The 21900-nt window shown below is 36.3% G+C and carries 18 protein-coding genes and 6 pseudogenes; 12 read left to right on the forward strand and 12 right to left on the reverse strand.

Annotated elements, in window-relative coordinates; translation table 11 throughout:
• The first annotated feature begins 92 nt into the window (after positions 1-92).
• The 6 genes and pseudogenes from Q5W13_RS17355 to Q5W13_RS17380 all read left to right on the forward strand — a co-directional run bounded on the left by Q5W13_RS17355 (position 93) and on the right by Q5W13_RS17380 (position 5979).
• The gene (locus tag Q5W13_RS17355) at positions 93-905 is read left to right on the forward strand and encodes an enoyl-ACP reductase FabI (protein ID WP_155595895.1); all 813 of its coding nucleotides are present in this window, start codon (positions 93-95) and stop codon (positions 903-905) included.
• A gap of 126 nt (positions 906-1031) precedes the next feature.
• Positions 1032-2035, forward strand: a pseudogene (locus Q5W13_RS17360) (glycosyltransferase family 2 protein).
• 123 nt (positions 2036-2158) lie between these two features.
• Positions 2159-3004: a CdaR family protein gene (locus Q5W13_RS17365; protein WP_304443857.1), complete on the forward strand. Its 846-nt coding sequence runs from the start codon at positions 2159-2161 to the stop codon at positions 3002-3004.
• Between the two features lie 53 nt (positions 3005-3057).
• A pseudogene (gene coaE / locus Q5W13_RS17370) lies at positions 3058-3590 on the forward strand (dephospho-CoA kinase).
• A gap of 83 nt (positions 3591-3673) precedes the next feature.
• Positions 3674-5257, forward strand: a complete 1584-nt coding sequence (locus Q5W13_RS17375) for a sensor histidine kinase (RefSeq protein WP_155595899.1) — start codon at positions 3674-3676, stop codon at positions 5255-5257.
• A gap of 11 nt (positions 5258-5268) precedes the next feature.
• The gene (locus Q5W13_RS17380) at positions 5269-5979 is read left to right on the forward strand and encodes a response regulator transcription factor (protein WP_155595900.1); all 711 of its coding nucleotides are present in this window, start codon (positions 5269-5271) and stop codon (positions 5977-5979) included.
• 63 nt (positions 5980-6042) lie between these two features.
• On the opposite strand, the gene Q5W13_RS17385 is transcribed toward Q5W13_RS17380, so the two are convergent.
• The 7 genes and pseudogenes from Q5W13_RS17385 to Q5W13_RS17415 form a co-directional block, all read right to left on the reverse strand.
• Positions 6043-6534, reverse strand: coding sequence for a gluconokinase (locus tag Q5W13_RS17385; protein ID WP_304443858.1), 492 nt, complete (start codon positions 6532-6534; stop codon positions 6043-6045).
• Positions 6524-7465, reverse strand: a pseudogene (miaA, locus tag Q5W13_RS17390) (tRNA (adenosine(37)-N6)-dimethylallyltransferase MiaA). Before miaA ends, Q5W13_RS17385 begins: the two are co-directional and overlap by 11 nt.
• Positions 7465-8313 (reverse strand): ion transporter, encoded by an 849-nt coding sequence (locus Q5W13_RS17395; RefSeq protein ID WP_155595903.1) that lies wholly within the window; start codon positions 8311-8313, stop codon positions 7465-7467. The pseudogene miaA and the gene Q5W13_RS17395 overlap by 1 nt, the downstream one beginning before the upstream one ends.
• A gap of 3 nt (positions 8314-8316) precedes the next feature.
• The gene (locus tag Q5W13_RS17400; RefSeq protein WP_304443859.1) at positions 8317-9687 is read right to left on the reverse strand and encodes an exonuclease domain-containing protein; all 1371 of its coding nucleotides are present in this window, start codon (positions 9685-9687) and stop codon (positions 8317-8319) included.
• Between the two features lie 51 nt (positions 9688-9738).
• Entirely contained in the window at positions 9739-10392 is a 654-nt protein-coding gene (locus Q5W13_RS17405) for a YggS family pyridoxal phosphate-dependent enzyme (RefSeq protein WP_304443860.1), read from the reverse strand.
• 64 nt (positions 10393-10456) lie between these two features.
• On the reverse strand, positions 10457-11341 hold the full coding sequence (locus Q5W13_RS17410) for a 3-hydroxyacyl-CoA dehydrogenase family protein (RefSeq protein WP_304443861.1): 885 nt from the start codon (positions 11339-11341) through the stop codon (positions 10457-10459).
• An 18-nt stretch (positions 11342-11359) separates the two neighbouring features.
• Positions 11360-12320 (reverse strand): annotated as a pseudogene (locus Q5W13_RS17415) (Gfo/Idh/MocA family protein).
• 162 nt (positions 12321-12482) lie between these two features.
• Here Q5W13_RS17415 and Q5W13_RS17420 point away from each other — a divergent pair.
• Positions 12483-13123, forward strand: a pseudogene (locus Q5W13_RS17420) (protein-L-isoaspartate(D-aspartate) O-methyltransferase).
• Positions 13124-13132: 9 nt separating this feature from the next.
• On the opposite strand, the gene smpB reads toward Q5W13_RS17420, so the two are convergent.
• Together smpB and Q5W13_RS17430 are read right to left on the reverse strand one after the other, a co-directional pair.
• Positions 13133-13597, reverse strand: coding sequence for an SsrA-binding protein SmpB (smpB, locus tag Q5W13_RS17425; RefSeq protein WP_155595909.1), 465 nt, complete (start codon positions 13595-13597; stop codon positions 13133-13135).
• Positions 13598-13709: 112 nt separating this feature from the next.
• A complete protein-coding gene (locus Q5W13_RS17430) occupies positions 13710-14267 on the reverse strand; it encodes a SixA phosphatase family protein (protein ID WP_304443862.1) in 558 nt (185 codons plus the stop codon).
• 141 nt (positions 14268-14408) lie between these two features.
• Between Q5W13_RS17430 and Q5W13_RS17435 the strand changes: the two genes are divergently transcribed.
• The 4 genes from Q5W13_RS17435 to Q5W13_RS17450 all read left to right on the forward strand — a co-directional run bounded on the left by Q5W13_RS17435 (position 14409) and on the right by Q5W13_RS17450 (position 16399).
• Positions 14409-14870: a type IX secretion system membrane protein PorP/SprF gene (locus Q5W13_RS17435; RefSeq protein ID WP_304443863.1), complete on the forward strand. Its 462-nt coding sequence runs from the start codon at positions 14409-14411 to the stop codon at positions 14868-14870.
• 11 nt (positions 14871-14881) lie between these two features.
• On the forward strand, positions 14882-15502 hold the full coding sequence (locus tag Q5W13_RS17440; RefSeq protein WP_304443864.1) for a type IX secretion system membrane protein PorP/SprF: 621 nt from the start codon (positions 14882-14884) through the stop codon (positions 15500-15502).
• A gap of 74 nt (positions 15503-15576) precedes the next feature.
• The gene (locus tag Q5W13_RS17445) at positions 15577-16152 is read left to right on the forward strand and encodes a hypothetical protein (RefSeq protein WP_304443865.1); all 576 of its coding nucleotides are present in this window, start codon (positions 15577-15579) and stop codon (positions 16150-16152) included.
• A gap of 25 nt (positions 16153-16177) precedes the next feature.
• Positions 16178-16399 (forward strand): hypothetical protein, encoded by a 222-nt coding sequence (locus tag Q5W13_RS17450; RefSeq protein WP_304443866.1) that lies wholly within the window; start codon positions 16178-16180, stop codon positions 16397-16399.
• 192 nt (positions 16400-16591) lie between these two features.
• Here Q5W13_RS17450 and Q5W13_RS17455 read toward each other — a convergent pair whose 3' ends face one another.
• Positions 16592-17188, reverse strand: coding sequence for a TetR/AcrR family transcriptional regulator (locus Q5W13_RS17455; RefSeq protein ID WP_304443867.1), 597 nt, complete (start codon positions 17186-17188; stop codon positions 16592-16594).
• A 120-nt stretch (positions 17189-17308) separates the two neighbouring features.
• A pseudogene (gene clpB, locus Q5W13_RS17460) lies at positions 17309-19911 on the reverse strand (ATP-dependent chaperone ClpB).
• A gap of 166 nt (positions 19912-20077) precedes the next feature.
• Here clpB and ytxJ point away from each other — a divergent pair.
• Positions 20078-20473 carry a bacillithiol system redox-active protein YtxJ gene (gene ytxJ / locus Q5W13_RS17465; RefSeq protein WP_304443868.1) on the forward strand — a complete coding sequence of 132 codons (396 nt, stop codon included), beginning with the start codon at positions 20078-20080 and terminating at the stop codon, positions 20471-20473.
• Positions 20474-20530: 57 nt separating this feature from the next.
• Here ytxJ and fahA read toward each other — a convergent pair whose 3' ends face one another.
• The gene (fahA, locus tag Q5W13_RS17470; RefSeq protein ID WP_304443869.1) at positions 20531-21820 is read right to left on the reverse strand and encodes a fumarylacetoacetase; all 1290 of its coding nucleotides are present in this window, start codon (positions 21818-21820) and stop codon (positions 20531-20533) included.
• Positions 21821-21900: the final 80 nt, after the last annotated feature.

Raw genomic sequence — 21900 nt, forward strand, 5'->3', positions numbered from 1 at the left:
TATAAACACGTTTTTCTTCATGTGGCAACTATTAGTTGCCAACTTTTTAAATATCTTTGAAGCTTTAAGAACAACCAACAGAATCTAACACAATGTCGTATAATTTATTAAAAGGTAAGAGAGGAATTATTTTTGGAGCTTTGGATGAAAATTCAATAGCGTGGAAAACAGCAGAGCGTATTCATGAAGAAGGCGGTACTTTTGTTTTGACCAATGCACCCGTAGCCATGCGTTTAGGGCAAATTAAAGATTTGGCCGAAAAAACTGGTTCTCAGGTTATTCCTGCCGATGCAACTAGCGAAGAAGATTTAGCAAACTTGGTAGCCCAGTCTGTAGAGATTCTTGGTGGAAAAATTGATTTTGTATTACATGCAATCGGTATGTCTGTAAACGTTAGAAAAGGGCGTTCTTATACTGATGAGAAATATGACTTTACTTCTAAAGGATGGGATGTTTCTGCTTTATCTTTCCATAAAGTAATGCAAAGCTTATATAAAGCTGATGCTATGGAAGAGTGGGGAAGCATAGTTGCTTTGACCTATATGGCAGCACAGCGTGTTTTTCCTGATTATAATGATATGGCAGATAATAAGGCCTACTTAGAATCTGTAGCACGTAGTTTTGGTTATTTCTTCGGAAAAGAGAAAAACGTTCGTGTAAATACAATATCACAATCACCTACACCAACTACTGCTGGTCAAGGTGTGAAAGGTTTTGGTGGTTTTATTAGCTATGCAGAAAAAATGTCGCCTTTAGGGAATGCAACGGCATTGGAGTGTGCAGATTATACGGTAACTCTTTTCTCAGACCTTACCAGAAAAGTTACAATGCAAAACTTGTTTCATGATGGTGGTTTCTCTAATACTGGTGTTAGCCAAGAGATTATAGAACGTTTTACCGAGTAGAAATAAAAAGTCTTTCAATAGATTAAATTCTGGCGAAGAATATTTGTTTTCGGCATATATTATGGGCATTTTACATTACCGATTTAAGTAATGAAAAATGCCCTTAGAATTTCCGTATAAAAGCTCATGGATTTATCTTTTTCGTTTATAGTTCCTGTTTACAATAGACCCGATGAAATAGCGGAGCTTCTAGAAAGTCTAGCGCACCAATCCTATTCAAAGGATTTTGAAGTCTTGATTGTAGAGGACGGCTCAACACTATCTTCCGAAGAAGTGGTTGAAAGGTATAAGGATAAACTCACCATTTCATATTACAAAAAATCTAATTCAGGACCTGGAGATTCTAGAAACTACGGAATGGCCCGTGCCAAGGGCAATTATTTTTTAATTGTAGATTCAGATTGTATGATTCCACCGCAGTATTTAGATGCGGTAGATAGTGCTTTAAGAAATAACTTTGTTCACTGCTTTGGTGGACCAGATGCTGCTCATGAGTCTTTTGGGCTTTTGCAAAAAGCTATTAACTATGCTATGACGTCTGTGTTAACCACAGGGGGGATTCGTGGGAATAAAAAGGCGCTAGATAAGTTTCAACCGCGTAGTTTTAATATGGGTATTTCCAAAACAGCATTTGAAACCGTTGGTGGATTTGGAAAAATTCATCCATAGGTGAAGACCCGGACTTTACGTTTCGTATTTGGAAAAATGGTTTTGATACGAAGCTTATACCAGAAGCCTTTGTATATCATAAGCGACGCATAGACTGGAATAAGTTTTTTATTCAAGTAAAGAAATTTGGTAGTGTTCGTCCAATTTTAAATAAATGGCACCCGAAGACATCAAAAATGACCTATTGGTTCCCAACACTGTTTTCTTTGGGGTTTTTAGCGTCACTTTTATTTCTAGCAGTAGGGATTAGTTTGCCTATATATTTATATATTATCTATTTTTCACTCATATTTATAGATTCGCTTTTAAAAAATAGAAATTTAGCCGTGGCTTTACTTTCTCTAGTGGCTGTAAGCATTCAATTTATGGGATATGGATATGGTTTTTTAAAATCGACCATCTTTCTTAACTTTAGCAAAAAGGAACCGGAAACATTGTTTCCTTATTTATTTTTCAAATAATTGGTAAACAAGATAATAGATAAAGTCAAGAAGGCTCTTAAGAAGAGAAAAGTAAAAATATTTTTGGTGTTTTTATTTTTTTCAACCTTAATATGGCTCATTAATAACCTCTCTGAGAGTTATGTGAGTACAACTAGTTTTGACTTGGAATATGTGAACGTTCCGGAAGGTTATTTGTTTAAAGGCGCCACAGATAATGAATTAAAGGTGAAACTTAAGGCCGGTGGTTTTCAACTTCTAGGTTTCAATTTTAAACATGCCAAGGTGTCTATAGACCTAGCCGATGCTTTACAAAAAGACTCTATATTTTATATACCTCAAAAAGTATATCGGAAACAAGTAGAAAGGCAGTTAAGCACATCAATGTCTTTAATAGATATAGAAACGGATACCCTTTTTGTGGGTATGTTGGCCGTGATTTCTAAAAAAGTGCCAGTAAAACCGAATGTAGAAGTAAATATGGCAACCAATTATCTATTAGATGGTAAGATGGAAATTCAGCCAGATTCCATAACTATTACGGGGCCTTCAAAGGAAATTGATACTATCAAGGTTGTACGTACCAATAAATTAACCCTCCCTGATTTAGATGCCGACTTTTCGGAAACCGTGGATATCTATAAATCTAAAGACCTTAAGAATACTAAGTACTCAGATAATAAAGTAGAGCTTACTGCTAACATCGCTCGCTTTTCTGAAAAGGTATTTGAAGTGACTATTAAGACCGTACATTTTCCTAGTAACATTGATGTAAAAACATTTCCCGATAAGGTTAATGTATTATGTAAGGCTAAATTAAAACGGCTTAAAAAGTTAGAGGCATCAGATTTTGAAGTCATTGCAGACTACGGTCAGTTGAAAGACGGCAATACAGATGAATTGCAATTAGAATTAAGGAAAAAGCCAAGTGGTCTGCACAGTGTAAAACTAGAACAGAACAGTGTAGAATACATATTGAACAAAAAATGATAACTGTAGGCTTAACAGGTGGTATAGGTAGTGGTAAAACCACGGTTGCTAAAATGTTTGAGAGGAATTGGGTGTACCCGTTTATAATTCTGATGAACGGGCAAAAGGTTTAATGCAAAAATCACCAGAGCTAATTGCTGCTATAAAAGAACTTCTTGGGGATGCAGCCTACAAGGAAGGAAAGCTAGATAGGGGCTATGTGTCAAAACAAGTATTCAATAATAAAGAATTGTTGAACGCTTTAAACGCAATAGTACATCCTGCAGTTCGAAAAGATTTTATAAGCTGGGCAGAAAGTCAAAGTTCAGATTATGTTATTCAGGAAGCGGCCATCATATTTGAAATTGGCTCGCAGGATTTTTACGATTTTATCATTTTGGTAACGGCTCCCAAGGAGACTAAAATTGACCGTATTATGCAACGCGATGCATCTAATACGGTTGAAGGTATAGAAGCCCGAATGAAAAACCAGTTAAGTGATAATAAAAAAATAGAATCTTCGCACTATATCATCCAAAATGAGAATATAGAACAAACAAAGGTTCAAGTCTTAGATGTTCATCGCGATTTACTTAATAAAATATAGGCCTCACGCAGTTTTAACATTTTTGTTAAGGTTTGGTTAAACGTATGATCTACTATATGTTAAATCTTTAATTTTGTTTTCTAATGAATAAGAGGTTATTTATCCTTTTGGTGGCGTTGATGAGTCTCTCCCTGATAGGAATAATATCTGTTCAGTTCTTGTGGATAAAGCAATCTGTGGAGGACAAGGAAGAACAGTTTTCTAATACGGTGTCTGAGGTTTTAAACGAAGTCTCGGATAAAATAGAGGAGAGGGAGACAAAGGATTATTTTGAACGTTACATCAACATAAAAGATAGTGTAGGTGAGCCTAAAAGCTCTCATTTAAGAAATATCTTTTTTATAGACCGTGATATAAACTCCAATGAGATTCGGTTTTATTCCCATGGTATTTTAGAAGAAGATTATAATATAGCATCTACGTTCTTTGATAACGGTAATGGTAGTGATACGATTACTACAATTAAAAATTATACTAGCAAACGTACCAAAACAATCTTTAAAGAAGATTACGGTTTGGACGGTAAAGAGTATAAGCTGAATGCAGTACAGAAGCTTGAAAAAATTGGAGGACTATCGGCTATCGAAAAAGCCCAGTTTGAAGATGTTTTTAGTGAGTATGCCAAAAAAGTGCCTATTCACAAAAGAGTTTCTAATCAAGAAATAAAGTTACTTCTTAATCGCGAATTAAAGAATAGAAACCTCAATATTGAATATGAATATGGGGTGTACAGCAGGGGGTTGCCAACTAAGGTAAAGTCCAGAAAGTTCAAGTTTGCTAAAGATATGCTTTATGAAACGCCTATTTTTAAGGATAGCGAAGGAGCAAGTAATTTCTCTTTGTTAATCGCTTTTCCAAAGAAAAAGAAGTTTTTGATTCAGTCTATAATAAAAATGGCGCTTTTGTCTTTGCTTTTTACATTGGTTATTGTAATAGCATATTCTGGGGCAATTTATCAATTGATACGTCAAAAGCAGATTGCCGAGATAAAGTCTGACTTTATTAATAATATGACGCACGAGTTTAAAACGCCAATTGCTACTATAAACCTAGCGGTGGAAGCTATTAGGAATCCCAAAATAATTGGGGACCCAGAAAAGGTAGATCGGTATTTAACAATGATTCGTGAGGAGAACAAACGAATGCATGCTCAGGTAGAAAATGTATTGCGCATATCTAAGCTAGAAAAGAATCAGTTAGATATTAGTAAGGATAGGGTAGATGTTCACGACATAATAGAGGATGCAATAGCGCATGTGGAACTTATTGTTGCTGATAGAGGTGGATATATAGAAACGCATTTAAATGCTGCGAGAACGGAAGTTTTAGCGAGTGAAATGCATTTTACGAATGTAATCGTAAATATTCTTGACAACGCCATTAAGTATTCAACAGACGCACCTAGGATAGATATTTATACAGAGGTTGCTAAAAATTATATTGTAATAGAAATAAAAGATCAAGGCGCTGGAATGAGTAAGGCGGTGGTCAAAAAAGTATTTGAAAAATTCTACCGTGAACATACGGGAGATTTACATAATGTTAAGGGGCATGGTCTCGGATTGGCATATGTTAAAAAAATAGTCGATGACCACCAAGGTGAGGTCTACGCAGAAAGTGAAAAAGGAAAGGGAAGTACTTTCTATATAAAATTGCCTTTAATCTAACTCAACAAGTTATGGAAACAGTAAATAAAAAAATACTCTTAGTAGAGGATGATCCCAATTTTGGAATTGTGCTGAAAGATTATTTATCGATGAACGATTTTGATGTCACTTTAGCCAAGAATGGTATGGAGGGATTTGAAAAGTTCAAAAAGGATAATTATGACATCTGTATTTTAGATGTGATGATGCCTTATAAGGATGGTTTTACCTTGGCAAAGGAAATTCGTGAGAAGAACGAGCATGTTCCTATCGTTTTTCTTACCGCTAAAACTATGAAAGAAGATGTTTTAAAAGGATATAAAGCTGGAGCTGATGATTACCTCAACAAACCATTTGACTCCGAAGTTCTTTTAATGAAACTAAGAGCTATTCTTCAGAGAAAAGCATCTAACACATTGGCGGACAGTAAGAAATTCGAATTTAAAATCGGTAATTTCCAACTGAACTCTAAGCTTAGATTTTTAAAATACAAAGAGGAAGAGGCTATAAAACTTTCTCCAAAAGAGAATGAGCTTTTACGTCTTTTGGCACTTCATGAAAATGATTTGATGCCTAGAGAATTAGCTTTGACAAAAATATGGAGAGATGATAACTATTTTACATCTCGTAGTATGGATGTTTACATTGCTAAACTAAGAAAGTATCTTAAGGTAGATGATGCCGTAGAAATCTTAAACATTCACGGAGAAGGTTTTCGTTTAGTTGTTAAAGAAGACGTATAAGACTACAATATTTCAAATGAAAAAAAGCCCTGTTATAATTTTATAGCAGGGCTTTTTATTTTCTTATAAAGCCTTTATTATTTTTGAAACGATTTCTTCAGGCGTGTGCATTATGGAAACGGTAATGGCATCTTCCGGTACTTCTAGGGTGTTAAATTGTGAATGAAGCAATTCTGGCGGCATAAAATGATTCTTGCGTAGCTCAAGACGGCCCATAATTTCTTCAAAAGTGCCTTGTAGATAAACGAAATTTAGCTTTTCCTCAATTCCGTTTTGTAAAATGGTACGATATTTATTTTTAAGTGCGGAACAGGCTATAATGGCTCCATTTTCACTTTTTTCAATAGCTAAGAGATTTAGTCTTTCTAACCAGCCTTGGCGATCATCGTCATCTAAAGGATGACCATCGGCCATTTTTTTTACGTTTGCTTCTGGGTGGTAATCATCACCATCATAGAAACTTAAATTCAGCTCTTCGGCTAAAAGTTTGCCAATAGTGCTTTTACCAGAGCCAGATACGCCCATGACGAATATTATGGGGTTTTTACTTTTCATTTGGTATAATGTTATTTAAAGTCGCTATCAATTCCTGAGGATTTGCGTCATAAGAAACCCATATCGTTTCTTCATTTTTTTTAAATATAGGTTAATTGTCTTTTGGCAAATCTGCGGGTATTTTTCTTTATTTCTTCTAAAGCGAAAGTAAGGTCGCTTTCTGCGGTACTATCTCCTGACTTTTCTTTTTTTCAAAATAGGTAAATAGCTCTCGGTAGCCAACGGTTTGTAAAGCATTTAGCTCTTTGTACTTCTCCAATTGCCTCACTTCGTCAATAAGTCCTTCTTGGACCATAATGTCCACGCGTTGGTTAATGCGTTCGTAAATGAGTGCACGATCAGCTTCAATACCCACAGTAACTGTTTTGAACGGGCGATTCTTTTTATTTTGGGAAAGAAAAGAGGAGTAGGGTGAATTTGTTCCAATACAGATTTCTAAAGCTCTTATGAGCCTATGTGGATTATTTAGATCTACCGTTGCATAATAGTCAGGGTCTCTATTTTTAAGGTCGTTTTGTAGACTTTCAATTCCGTTTTCAGCAAATTTCTCATTCAATTGCTTCCGTATTTTTGGGTCCACCTTTGGAAAGTCATCTAAACCTTCGGCAACGGCTTTGGTGTAGAGCCCACTACCACCTACCATTACTACGATATTATGATTTTTAAAAAGTTCATCAAGTAAATGAAGTGCATCGCGTTCAAAATCGCCCACGGAATAGGAATCAAAAATACTGATGTGTTGTATAAAATGATGTTTGGCTTGCTCTAATTCTTCTGGTGTGGGTACAGCCGTGCCAATTCTCATTTCTTTAAAAAACTGCCTAGAATCTGCCGAGATAATCTCGGTCTTAAAATGTTTCGCAAGAGCAATGGCAAGTTTGGTTTTGCCAATAGCGGTAGGTCCTACAACAGATAAAAGTATTTTCTCCATTATAGCTCGCTTCCACAATTATAGCAATGAGTGGCATCATCTCTATGACCTTCTTTTGAACAAGTTCTACACGCTTGTGTGTTGACATGTACAAAATGCTTGTCGCCTATCTTTTTCTCTTCTTGGCTCTTTTTTCCAAATTCTACAGTAACAATTCCTGTCGGAACAGCAATTACGCCATAACCAACAAGCATAATAAGGGTAGCTATAAACTGTCCTTGCGGAGTAATAGGCGCAATATCTCCATAACCTACCGTAGTAAGGGTTACAATTGTCCAATAGATACTTGTAGGGATACTGGTGAAACCAGCTTCATCTCCTTCTATTAAATACATAAGTGTACCTAAGATGACCGAGAGTATAAGTACGGCAAAAAGGAAAACAGTTATTTTAGCTCTGCTTGCCTCTAAAGCCTTTCTTAGTTGTGAGGCTTCACCTAGAAAGCGTACCAACTTTAATATTCTAAAAACTCTTAAAAGACGTAAAGAACGGATAGCTAAAAGTACTTGGGAGCCAGCAAAAATATAAGATAAATATAATGGAATGGTTGATAGTAAATCAATTACACCATAAAAACTAAAAATATACTTTTTGGGTTGCTTTATACTAATGACTCGTGCAATATATTCTATAGTAAATAGGATAGTAACTATCCATTCTAGAATAAAAAGGATTTCATGATACTCGGCATCTATCCATTTTACGCTTTCTAACATTACTAAGAGCACGCTAATAATAATCAGAATAAATAATAGAATGTCAAACCATTTGCCCAAGGGTGTGTCTGCTTCATAAATTATTTCATGAACCTTGTATTTCCAGCCTTTATCGGGTTTGTTTTGTCTCAATTTTTACTGATTACTTATTTCAAAAATTTTTAGACCATGTTTCTTACGCATGTAAGTTTCAATAATATGGGTTGTATTATCATTACCATGCATAGGTGCAATTATAGATTCTAAGATATGAATATTATTGATTTGATGATTAAGGTTGTAATAGCCAATACCTTTAAAATCACCATTTTTAATCAATATAGCGCTGTATTCGCCAATTTCTCGTCCCTTATCTACAATTACAACGTTTTTATTGTTCAAGGAGTATTTCTGAACGGCTTCAGTAACTCTTTGGTTGTAATCTTCGGTAGGCTCTTTGGTAATACATGCACCAAGACATTCGCCTTCATCGTAATTAGAACAATTCTTTTTTGCTTCTGATATTCCGTTTAGCTTATCGCAGAGATTAAATTCTCTGGTTACTTTAAAAATGAAATTAGCAGCACCTGCTTCGCTATTGAATGTCGCGAACGCACCATTTCTTCCAGTAATCTTTTTAACCGTTAAAGTATCGTACCCGTTTTTGTTTTTTTCAATATATACGCCATGGCTAAAGCTCACGGCTTTAGGTCTATGATTGTATTTTGTACGGATTCTTTTAATTTCTTCGTTCTCTTTTAAGAGGGCTACTAATTCGTTTCCAGTTCTTTCAAAAGTAACTTTTTTAGTAGCTTTTTGTAATTGTCTAGCTCGCCCGCCGCCTTTAGTGAAGTGTTGATTCACCCTTTTCTTAATGTTAGTACTTTTTCCTAAATATAATATTTCACCATCCTTATCGTGCATGTAATAAACACCGGTTTCAGACGGTAAAGAATCTACAATGTCTAATTGACGATCAGAAAGTTCGCCTTCGGTTTCTTTACGAATGACACTTTTTATAATAGTTTTATCAAGGTCTTTGGAAAGCAAAATCTTAAAGAGTTGCAAGGTGGCAAGAGCATCACCATTTGCTCTGTGGCGGTCACTTACCGCAATACCTAAAGATCTAACCAATTTACCAAGACTGTGCGATTCTGCTTCGGGAATCAACTTTTTAGAAAGCTCTACTGTACATAAAGTCTTTCGTTCAAAATTGTACCCTAGTCTTCTAAACTCGGTACGTAAGATCCTGTAATCGAACTGAGCATTATGGGCAATTAGAACGGTGTCTTCGGTAATTTCAACAATCCGTTTGGCAATCTCATGGAACTTGGGAGCGGTCTGTAGCATTTTGTTATTGATACCCGTGAGTTTCACAACAAAAGGTTGAATATCCTTTTCAGGATTTACCAAGCTAATAAACTGGTCTACCACTTTATGTCCATCAAATTTATGAATGGCAATTTCAGTAATGCCCTCCTCATTAAATTTCCCTCCTGTGGTTTCTATATCTAAAATGGAATACATGTATGCGTTTTTGTTCTGTGGTGAAGGTCTTTTGTGGATGAAAGGGAGATGTTATAGGTTTCGTTTTCCAAAGATACTACTTCCAATGCGTACCATGGTACTTCCTTCCTCAATAGCCATTTGGTAGTCACCACTCATCCCCATGGATAAGATTGTTATCTGTGGGTTTTTGGTTTTAATAGTGTCAAATATTGATTTTAATTGCTTGAACTCTCTTCTAACTTGTGTTTCGTCATCCGTGAAAGTAGCCATGCCCATTAACCCCACAACATTTATATTTTTGAGCTGATGGTACTCTTCTGACATCAGAATGGCATTAAGCTCTTCTTTGTCAAGTCCAAATTTAGTGTCTTCTTCTGCAATATGAATTTGAAGGAGACAATCAATAGTACGCTTGTTTTGTGCTGCTTTTTTATTGATTTCCGCTAGCAACCTAAAACTGTCCACGCCGTGAATCAAATCAACAAACTCAGCCATATATTTGACCTTGTTGCGCTGTAAATGCCCAATCATGTGCCATTTAATATCCTTAGGAAGTCGTTCCCATTTTCCCACCATTTCTTGTACTTTGTTTTCACCAAAGATGCGTTGGCCGGCGGCATAGGCTTCCATTAAATCTTCGTCTGGTTTCGTTTTAGAAACAGCAACCAAAGTTACATGGTCAGGAAGTGTATTTTTGATTTCTAAAAGGTGGTCTTTTATCATCGGTAAATTTGTGATTTGAAAATTTTTAAGAGCTAATTTTAAAAGGTCCTATTTCTAATTTTTATTAAAATTGAGCAGAAACCTTTTCGGCTTTTCTAGACTCACTATAATCATAGAAACCTTCACCTGATTTTACACCTAATTTTTTAGCCATTACCATATTTACTAATAACGGACAAGGTGCATATTTAGGGTTTTTGAAGCCATCGTGCATGACATTCAGAATTGATAGGCATACATCAAGACCAATAAAATCTGCTAATTGCAGAGGACCCATTGGGTGCGCCATACCTAATTTCATTACGGTGTCTATTTCTGACACACCAGCAACGCCATTATACAGAGTTTCAATAGCCTCGTTAATCATAGGCATTAAAATTCTGTTGGCAACAAAACCAGGGTAATCATTCACCTCAGTAGGTGTTTTTCCCAGTTCTGTAGATAGCTTCATTATTTGCTGTGTAGTTTCGTCAGAAGTACTATACCCTCGTATAATCTCTACCAATTGCATAATAGGCACAGGATTCATAAAATGCATTCCAATAATTTTTTGTGGTCGGTTTGTAGCCGCCGCAATCTGGGTGATGGATATAGAGGATGTATTGGTTGCAAGAATTGTATTCTCATTACAAATAGCATCTAATTCTTTAAAAATACTCAGTTTTACGATCAGGTTTTCAGAAGCCGCTTCAACTACCAAGTCTACGTTTGCAACACCTTCTCTTAAAATAGTAAAAGTTGAAATGTTGTTTAAAGTAGTGGTTTTATCACTTTTCGTAATCTTTTCTTTGGCCAACATTCTGTCAAGATTTTTCGTAATGGTCGTCAACCCTTTTGCTAGCGAATCTTCAGAAATATCGATCAAGTTTACTTTATGACCATTTTGAGCAAAAACATGGGCTATTCCATTTCCCATGGTACCCGCGCCTATAACCGCTATATGTTGCATGTGTGGTGTTTTATAATTCTAAAATGAAGCAATAATCTGCAAGGCTACTTTTAGTGCTTGTGTACCCTGCTTTAGGCTTACGATTGGTGTAGTGTCGTTGACAATGGCGTCGGCAAAACTTTCTAGCTCATCTAGAATTGCATTGTTTGTTCCCACCTCTGGGTTTTCAAAATAGATTTGTTTTTTTTCGCCTTCTGCGTTTTGAAGCACCATATCAAAATCGCCCACTTTCTCCGGAGCGTCTTTCATTTTTACTACTTCAACTTTCTTCTCTAAGAAGTCTACGGATATGTAGGCATCCTTTTGAAAGAAGCGTGATTTACGCATATTCTTCAAGGAAATTCTACTGGCCGTTAAATTAGCCACACAGCCATTTTCAAACTCTATACGCGCATTGGCAATATCCGGAGATTTACTAATGACCGACACGCCACTGGCATTAATTTGTTTCACCTCAGAGTTTACTACGCTAAGAATGGCATCTATATCATGAATCATTAAATCAAGAACCACTGGAACATCCGTTCCGCGAGGATTAAATTCCGCCAAACGATGACTCTCAATAAACATAGGAGTGTTAATCTGATGTTTTACTGCAGAAAACGCAGGATTAAAACGCTCTACATGTCCTACTTGCCCTTTTACGTTATACTTTTTTTCTAGTTCTAGAAGCGCTGTGGCTTCTTCGTAAGTATTGGTTATGGGCTTTTCTATGAAGATATGTTTTTCCCTTTTCTATGGCCTTTTTGGCACAATCAAAATGAGAAAGGGTAGGGGTTACAATATCAACCACATCTACCGTATCTATAAGTTTATTAATGTTGTCATAGTAGTGGTATCCAAATTCGTCCGCTACTTTTTTTCCGTTTATAGCATCTGCATCATAGAAACCAACCAATTCATATTTGTCCGATTCGTTAAGCAAACGTAGATGTATTTTTCCTAAATGACCTGCGCCTAATACGCCAACTCTAAGCATAATTTCAATTTATATCAAAAATAAGGATACTTTAGGAGTTTTCGGGTTTGATTGGATAAGATTCAGTTTTGAAAATCTTTTAAAAAATGAAGGCTGACATTTAGGCGGTATACTTGTGAATTGAAGATTTACAAGTTAACTTTACGTTCCAAAACCAAACCGTTGAGAGATACTTTAAAACATAGGGGAATGCGTAATAAGCTGGCCGAAATATTGGTAGCTAAAGGCATAACCGATAAAAATGTACTGGAAGCCATACGTACCATACCGAGGCATTTATTTATGGATAGCAGTTTTGAAGGCCATGCCTATCAAGACAAAGCTTTTCCGATAGGGGCAGACCAGACTATCTCACAACCATACACCGTTGCTTTCCAATCAGAATTGTTAGAGGTGAAACCTGACCATAAAATTCTAGAAATAGGAACGGGTAGCGGATACCAAACTGCAGTATTATTACTTTTAAGATCAAAGGTTTATACGATAGAACGCCAATCCGAACTTTTTAAGAAAACTAAAATTTTCTTTAGAAAAATGGGATATCGTCCAAAGAAACTCATTTTTGGAGATGGTTATAAAGGCTTACCAGGGGAAGCTCCTTATGACGGAATTATTGTTACTGCAGGAGCACCGGAAGTGCCAAAGGCACTTATGAGTCAATTAAAAATTGGCGGAAGATTGGTGATACCCGTGGGAACAGATGACCAAATCATGACATTGTTTATTCGAAAATCTGAAAAAGAATTGAAAAGAAGGAATTCGGTTCTTTCCGTTTTGTACCGCTTCTTGAAAATAAGAATTAAGCAATCAATTTAATTATTGAAACTTTTCTTTATTCTTGAAAGGTCACGTTGGTTATCGCGGTCTTTTAGGGTTTCACGCTTGTCATATAGTTTTTTACCCTTACCTAGCGCAATTTTTAACTTGGCTAGACCTCTATCGTTTGTGAATAGGTTTAAAGGCACAATTGTAAAACCAGAGGTGGTGACTTCTTTGCGCAATTTAGTAAGCTCTCGCTTATTCATGAGTAACTTACGTTCAGCCTTTGGCTTGTGATTATAGTGGGAAGCGTGAGAGTACTCATCAATTTGCATGTTAATGACAAAAAGCTCTCCACGGTCGTTAAACTCGCAAAAACTCTGAGTTATTGACGCTTTACCTTCTCGGATAGATTTTATTTCAGTTCCAGCCAAAACAATACCCGCTACATAGGTGTCTATGAACTCGTATTCAAACTTGGCTTTTTTATTCTTTATGTTAACGTTCTTTTGAACCATAACACAAAAATAGTGAAGTTCCCTAAATTTTAGGCTAATTTATAGGTATAGAAAACTGATAGGGGTATATTATAAATTGATACCGCTTTACTTTATTCGTTCAGGAATGAGGTTACCGCTCTTTTGGACAGTTGCAATTAATGTGAATTCTTTGTGAAGTAGCTTGACCGTTAGCGAGTTGAACAATGAAAAGACTACCATTGTCGTTATCGTCCATTTCATAATACAAATCTTCGCTAATCATTTTATTTACAAATTCAGGCGTTGTATTGCTATGACCAACAACAAGGACTTTTTTACCTAAATTATCGGTCTTAAACTGTTCTATATTTACGTTCTGCGGCTCGTAGTATTTTACATCAAGCTCTTTTTTTACAGCAGTTGGTGCTGCGGTCATAGAAGTTCTTTCGTAGTCTGTGGTATAAATAACGTCTAGTTCAACGTCCTTTAGAATTTCGGCCCAATGCATGGCTCTTCCCAAACCACGTTGATTTAATTCTGGATCTGTGTTATCTGGATCTGATCGGTCTTTTTCCGCATGGCGAATAAAATAGAAGGTAGAAACAATACCTTTGGCGTTTGTATCTTGGTCTGCTTTTTGACCGTCTTTGCAACTTGCTAAAATTAACGTGACAAAAAGGATAATATAAAGGGATTTGATCCGTTGCATAATAAGTAATAGTTTTTGGTTGAAAACTCTTGCATAAATGTTAACTAAATTTATACAAAAAAAGTATGTAAGAATACTGGTTTTTGTTTTTTTGTAATGATGCTCAGAACTATATATACATTTCTTTTTTTATTGTCTGTTTTGGTTCTGCGGAGTCAAGAATCTCGTTTGCCTGCAGATTTAAGACAGCATAATTTAACGACTTATAATGCAAGTCTATTTAACCCGGCATTTTCGGTAGATAGGAATAATGCCAATTCTTTGGCGTATTGGGTGCGTTGGCAATGGCAAACTATTGATGGTAACCCTACTACCCAATTTTTAAATTACACAAGAAAATTAAATAATAAGTCTACTGTTGGCGCTGCATTTTTTCAGCAAAATACAGGTATCTATTTTGATACAGGCGGTGTTATCAATTACGCATATAGCTTTGATCTTAATGAAACTGTAAAACTATCGGTAGGAGCTAATGTTTTTGGGTTTAAGCAATCTTTGGCGGATGACCGTTTTATTGTTGACCCAGATTTTCCGTTGCCGCAATCGTCATCTGTTGATGATTTTATTTTGCAAATGGCGTATAAGGTGTTAGCCTTAGTGTAGAGAGACTTACGTTGGGCTTTGCTTCTGAAAATTTATTCGATTATAATTTTACCGAAAAAGAAGTTAACACGGAAAAGGAAGATAAAGTGTACATGGGTCTTGTTTCCTATGATTTTCCGGTAACACTGGGGGCTGCAATGAATGCCTTTGTGCGTCCGTCTATGTACTTGCGAACTATTCCGGGACAGGCCAATCAAATTGGTTTTAATGCTCTTTTGAATACCAATAAATATTGGGGGCAGTTAGGATTCAATAACTTCTACGGATATGGTGTAGGTGTTGGTGGTACCTTTTTTAATCATGTGTCTCTAGGTGCGCTTGTAGAGTTTGGAGCAGATTCATCAGTAAGTACAGAATCTTCTTTTGAGTTGATGGCCGCCTATTACTTCGGTAAGCCCGAAGAGCGCCATAAAATGATTGGCTCTGTAGTGTCAGAAGAAAATGAGTTAGAGCAAATAGAATCTGCGGCAATAGCTAAAGCGGAAGCAGAAGAGGAAAAGAAAAAAGAAGCGCTTACCGAAGAACTTGAAAAAACAGAGGAACTGGCAGAAGAGTCTAAATCAGAAGAGAAACTAGCCAAAAAACAAGAAAAGGAACGCCGTAAGCGGAAAAAACCGCTCAAGATTCTATAGCAAAAGCAGAAAAAGAAACTGCCTTAGCTTTAAAGAAAGAAGAGAAACGTCTTCAGAATGAAGGTGAAGAGCAAATGAAAGTAGAACAGGCGCTAGCAGAAGCGACTGAAAAAGAGGCTTTACAAGAGAAGGAAGACATTGCCCAAAAATCTAAAGCGGCTGAACTTGCGAAAATTAAAGAAGCAGAGAAGGCAAGAAAATTAGAGGCAATCAATAAAGCCAAACAAGAAGAAGCGTTGGCTGAGGCACGAAAAATTAAAGAAGCAAAAGAGAAAGCTGAAGCGGCCGCTGCGGCTGCAGTAATCTCTGCCCAAGAGAGAGTAACTCATGAAACTAAACTAGTACAACAAGAAGTGGTTACACCTCGTAAAGGCGAGAAGTATGAAGAAGTAAAAGCAGAGGCCGGACTTGAGCCGGGCTATTACTTAATAGCAAATGTGTTTGGTACCAAAAAGTACTTTGAGGCCTTTGTGGCGGATTTAGAGAGAAAAGGACTTCAGCCAGATTCATTTATACGGAGCAAGAACAAATTCCATTACGTGTACTTAAACCGTTTTGATACCATGGGGCAAGCTAGAAAGGCTAGAGACAGTAATTTTGACGGTAAGTTCAGCGGAAAAACTTGGATTTTTAGAGTCGTAGGGAAGTAAAATTTTCACTTTCAAATTCTCTTATATGATTGATGAAGACAGGGGTTATTCAAAATGGAGAATTCGCTATTTACATTCAAAAAAAGTAGAAAGGAGAAAAAATATATTATTACTTTCCTTCTCTGTGACTTGTGTAATAATAACCTTCTATTGTGCTTACCTATTTTGGACTGATGAGTTTAAGTTTGTAGGTAAAACAGTTATTTATGTAAATGCTGCTGTTACCGACGAAAAAATGATTCACTAGGGAAGAGGATACTATTATCAGGTTGGAGTCTGTGATTATGTGGTAGATGGTAAAAAATATAGTTCTGATTTTAGAATTAATGAATGGTATCTTTTGGCAGGAATAGGAGATACTATAGTCATTAAAACAGTTGTCGCAAATCCAAAAATCACAAAATTTATTGGTTATCCCTGAGTTGTAAATACAATTGAACTACTTCTTAAGCTCTTTTTTGATTAGAACTTCGAGATAAGCGATGGTGTTGGTAAGATATTTTTTGTCACTTGTCATTGTAGCCATGGCAATAGCACCTTGAATCATTGTAAAAAGTTGTTTTGCAAATTGCGTAGGAGTAACCGGGAGATGTAATTCCTTTTTCTTAACTCCGTCTTCCAGAACTAAGGCAATCTTTCCTTCCATTTCTTTTATTACTTCCTTATTTGCCGCAACTAGCAATCTGTTGTTGTGTTGCGCATCTACACCAGTGTTTAAAATAGGGCAGCCACCCATGCTTAGCGTGAATGTATCGTAATTTCTGTAGAAATCAGTTAGGTTGCCAAGTTTGTCAAGGGCATTGTTCTTTTCTGCGAGTACTTCATCTATTTTAGATAGAAGTAAGTTGCTGTTGTATTGGTAAGCAGATAGTGCTAAGGCTTCTTTATTTTCAAAATTACCGTAAATAGCTCCTTTTGTAAGCCCAGTGGCTTCAGTAAGGTCGCTCATACTGGTACCTATATAGCCGTGTTTGTTAAAAACGGAGGCAACAGTTTCAATAATAAAGGCTGTAGTTCTTTCGGCTTTTGTAGACATAGGGTGCAGTTTTATACGAAGATAAATAATTTATATACTGTATGGTATATAGTAAGCGAAAAAAAGCACCCTTTTTTAAGAGTGCTTTTAAAATTCTACTGTTATTTAAAGTTAAAGCATTTATTCTACCAATTCATCTTGATTTCTAAATACCAGTTCATTATTAAAGGAATCAATGAGAACAATACTTTCAGCTTTTATGTTACCGCTTAAGAGTTCTTTGGAAAGACTGTTTAAAACATCTTTCTGTATTACCCTTTTTATGGGACGAGCTCCGTATTGTGGGTCATAACCCTTATTGGCCAAGTAACTAATTGCTTCTTCTGTAGCATCAATAGTAATATGTTGCTTAGCAATGTTTTTCTTTAAGCCATCTAACTGTAGTCTAACAATTTTGGTAATATCCTCACGACTTAGTGGCGTAAACATAATAATATCGTCAATCCTGTTAAGGAATTCAGGTCGTATTGTTTTTCGCAATAATCCAAGAACTTCTACTCGTGCAGCTTCAGTTGCACTGTAAGGGTCTTTGCTGTTTTCGAATTTTTCTTGAATAATATTACTACCCATATTACTGGTCATAATTATAATACTATTCTTGAAGTCTGCAACACGTCCTTTATTATCCGTCAACCTTCCTTCATCTAATACTTGCAATAAAATATTGAAAGTATCAGGGTGTGCTTTTTCAATTTCATCAAGCAGTATTACGGAGTATGGTCTTCTGCGCACAGCTTCTGTTAATTGACCACCTTCATCATAACCTACGTATCCTGGAGGCGCTCCTACCAATCTACTTACTGAGTGGCGCTCTTGATATTCGCTCATGTCAATACGGGTCATTGCACTTTCATCATCAAAAAGATAGGATGCCAAAGTTTTTGCTAACTCAGTCTTACCAACCCCAGTTGTACCTAGGAATAGAAATGAACCAATAGGCCTGTTGGAATCTTGTAATCCGGCGCGACTTCTTCTGATAGCATCCGATACCGCCTCAATAGCTTCATTTTGACCAACTACTCTTTTGTGTAATACTTTCTCTAGTTGTAAAAGTTTTTCACGCTCGCTTTGCAACATTTTTTTTACTGGTATTCCAGTCCATTTTGCTACAACTTCGGCAATGTCTTCATTGGTAACTTCCTCTTTAATTAGCGTATCTCCCAATTGCTGTTCATCTAATACTACTTGGAGGTCTGCCAATTTTTCTTGAGATTCTTTTATCTTACCGTATCTTAGCTCAGCTACTTTACCGTAATCACCATTACGCTCAGCACGTTCTGCTTCAACTTTATATCCTTCTATATCCTGTTTAGTTTTTTGAATCTCATCTACAACCGATTTTTCACTTTCCCATTTGGCAAAGAGTTCATTACGGTCTTCTTTGAAGTTCGCTAAATCAACATTCAATACTTTTAGTTTAGCCTTGTCGTCCTCACGCTTAATCGCTTCTATTTCAATCTCCAGTTGCATAATCTTACGGTCAAGAACATCTAATTCTTCAGGTTTAGAATTGATTTCCATTCGTAATTTCGCTGCGGCCTCATCCATTAAATCAATAGCCTTATCCGGTAAAAAACGATTGGTAATGTAACGTTGAGATAACTCTACCGCTGCAATTACTGCCTCATCTTTAATACGGACTTTATGGTGAGCTTCATATTTTTCTTTAATACCACGTAAAATTGAAATTGCGCTTTCCGTGTCAGGTTCGTTTACAATTACTTTTTGAAAACGTCTTTCTAAGGCTTTGTCTTTTTCAAAATACTTTTGGTATTCATCTAAAGTTGTGGCGCCTATTGCTCTAAGCTCTCCACGTGCTAATGCTGGTTTTAAGATGTTTGCGGCATCCATGGCACCTTGGCCTCCACCTGCACCAACAAGGGTGTGTATCTCATCAATGAACAACACAATATCGCCATCTGAAGATGTAACCTCTTTGATGACTGATTTTAATCGCTCCTCAAACTCACCTTTATATTTGGCTCCTGCAATAAGAGCACCCATATCTAAAGAATATATAATTTTATCTTTTAAATTTTCGGGAACATCACCTTGTACAATTCTATGCGCAAGTCCTTCGGCTATTGCAGTTTTACCTGTACCTGGTTCACCTACCAATATGGGGTTGTTCTTGGTTCTACGCGATAAAATTTGAAGAATACGGCGTATTTCCTCATCACGACCAATAACAGGGTCTAACTTTCCGCTATCAGCTAACTGATTAAGGTTTCTGGCATATTTTTCAAGTGAGTTGTAAGTATCCTCGGCACTTTGTGAAGTAACTTTTCCTCCTTTACGTAACTCATCAATAGCTGCTTTTAAATCTTTTTCAGTAGCGCCTTGATCTTTTAGTATTTGGGCAATTTTACTTTTAGATTTTTTAAAATAGCTAATAAAAGATGTTCTATGGAAACAAATTCGTCATCCATCTTTTTGGCAATGATGCTGGCTTCATTTAAAGTCTTCCCAGCTTCTCTAGATAAAATAATGTCGCCTCCAGAAACTTTTGGAAAGCTTTCTAACTCTTTGTCTAAAATTTGCTGTATTAACGGAACATTGATATTCAATTTCTTGAGAATGAATGGAAGAACGTTTTCATCTACTTCCCAAATTGCTTTGAACAAATGTTCGTTCTCTATCTGCTGGTGGCCCAAACCTTGTGCAACCTGCTGGGCTTGTTGAATAGCCTCCTGAGATTTTGTGGTGTAATTATTAAAGTTCATATGTATATAGTTTTCTAGTGTTATTGTTTATTTTTGATTTAAATAAGTCAATAATCTTACCAAGATACATTGCAAGACAAAATGGCGCTTAACATCGCAAATAGCAAGACATTAAGTCAGGTGTAAGTTTTTTAAGAACATCAGACTGATACTATAAAAATACGAAATGGGTCTCTTTAATAATATATTTGGAAGTAAAAATGAAGGTGAAAACGAGAAGGAAGTTAAAATTCCTTGGATAGCACTCACCTCTGTGGAACAATTGAGTGAAATTGAAAAAAAATCTTTGACAAAACCACAGGTAATATTTAAGCATTCTACTACTTGCGGCATTAGCCGGATGGTCTTAAATATGTTTACTAAGAACTATGCTTTTGAAGATGGTCAGATGGATTTCTACTTTTTAGATTTACACAGCTTTCGTCAGGTTTCTGACGAAACAGGCTACAAATTTCAAGTAATGCACCAATCACCACAGTTATTGGTGATAAAAAATGGGGGAGTGGTAGCCCATGATTCGCATGGAGCTATTACAGATGTTAACCTAGAAAAATACCTTTAAACTATTTCGAACAATGAAATAGTTTAAAGGTATTTTAGAATTCAACTTATTAGGTTCTTAACCTTTTTTCTTTGCTTCAAAAGGAGGTAAAAGGGTTCTAACTTCACCAAAACCAATACGTACATCGTTGTTTGCGCAATAACCTTTCATAATAACGGTGTCGTTATCTTGAATAAATTTACGCTCTGTTCCGTCGTTCAGTTTTACGGGCTTGGTACCTTGCCAAGATAGTTCTAACATAGAGCCATAAGAATCTGGTGTAGGTCCTGATATGGTTCCGCTGCCCATCATATCACCGCTGTTTACTTTACAGCCATTTACTGTATGGTGAGCTAATTGCTGAGCCATTGTCCAGTACATATACTTAAAGTTAGATTTGGAAATAGTAGTTTCATCACCATTTTCAGTTCCAATAGCCACTTGTAAGTTAATATCATAGCTATGTCTTTCTTTTTGCTGTAAGTAAGGTAACGGCTCAGGTTCTTGTTCAGTACTTTTTACTTGAAAAGGCTGAAGGGCATCTAACGTTACTATCCATGGAGAGATAGATGAAGCAAAATTCTTGGCTAAAAATGGTCCAAGGGGTACATATTCCCATTTTTGAATATCGCGTGCGCTCCAGTCATTGAAAAGCACCATTCCAAAAATATATTCTTCGGCCTCGTCTACAGAAATAGGCTCGCCCAAAACATTGGTGTCTGTTGTAATAAAAGCCATCTCAAGTTCAAAATCTACAAGACGTGATGGTCCAAATACAGGAGTTTCTGCTCCTTTTGGCAATGTTTGCCCCATAGGTCTGTGAATAGGAGTGCCGCTTGGGATAATTGTAGAACTTCTACCGTGATATCCAACAGGAATGTGAAGCCAGTTTGGTAATAGCGCATTGTCCGGGTCACGGAACATGGTCCCTACGTTTGTAGCGTGTTCCTTGCTAGAATAGAAATCTGTGTAATCACCTATTAAAACAGGCAACTGCATTTCTATTTCATCCATAGAAAATAAGACAACATTTTTATGGTCTTCGTTATTTTTTAAGGTTTCGTTAGATTCTTCAAAAATTTCACTGATACGATTACGGACTAATCGCCATGTTTTTTGGCCGTCAGAAATAAAATCGTTTAAAGTATCCTGAAGAAAAATATCATCTGTTAAAGGAATATCTTTAAAATAACCAAGTTGGTGTAAAGCACCAAGGTCAATAGCATAGTCTCCTATACGTGTTCCTATGGTTATAATATCATCGCGAGTAAGAAAAACACCAAAAGGAATATTTTGAATAGGGAAATCAGATTCTTTGGAAACTGATAGCCATGTTCTTCTTGAAGGGTCATTAGCGTATATAGGCATAGTAAGATTGTTAATTTGTATTTGATAAATTCTTGATCAAATATATCGTTTTATGAGTTTTAACAATGAGCAATTCGTAT

It is taken from the genome of Zobellia laminariae (assembly GCF_030553095.1).
Taxonomy (GTDB): domain Bacteria; phylum Bacteroidota; class Bacteroidia; order Flavobacteriales; family Flavobacteriaceae; genus Zobellia; species Zobellia laminariae.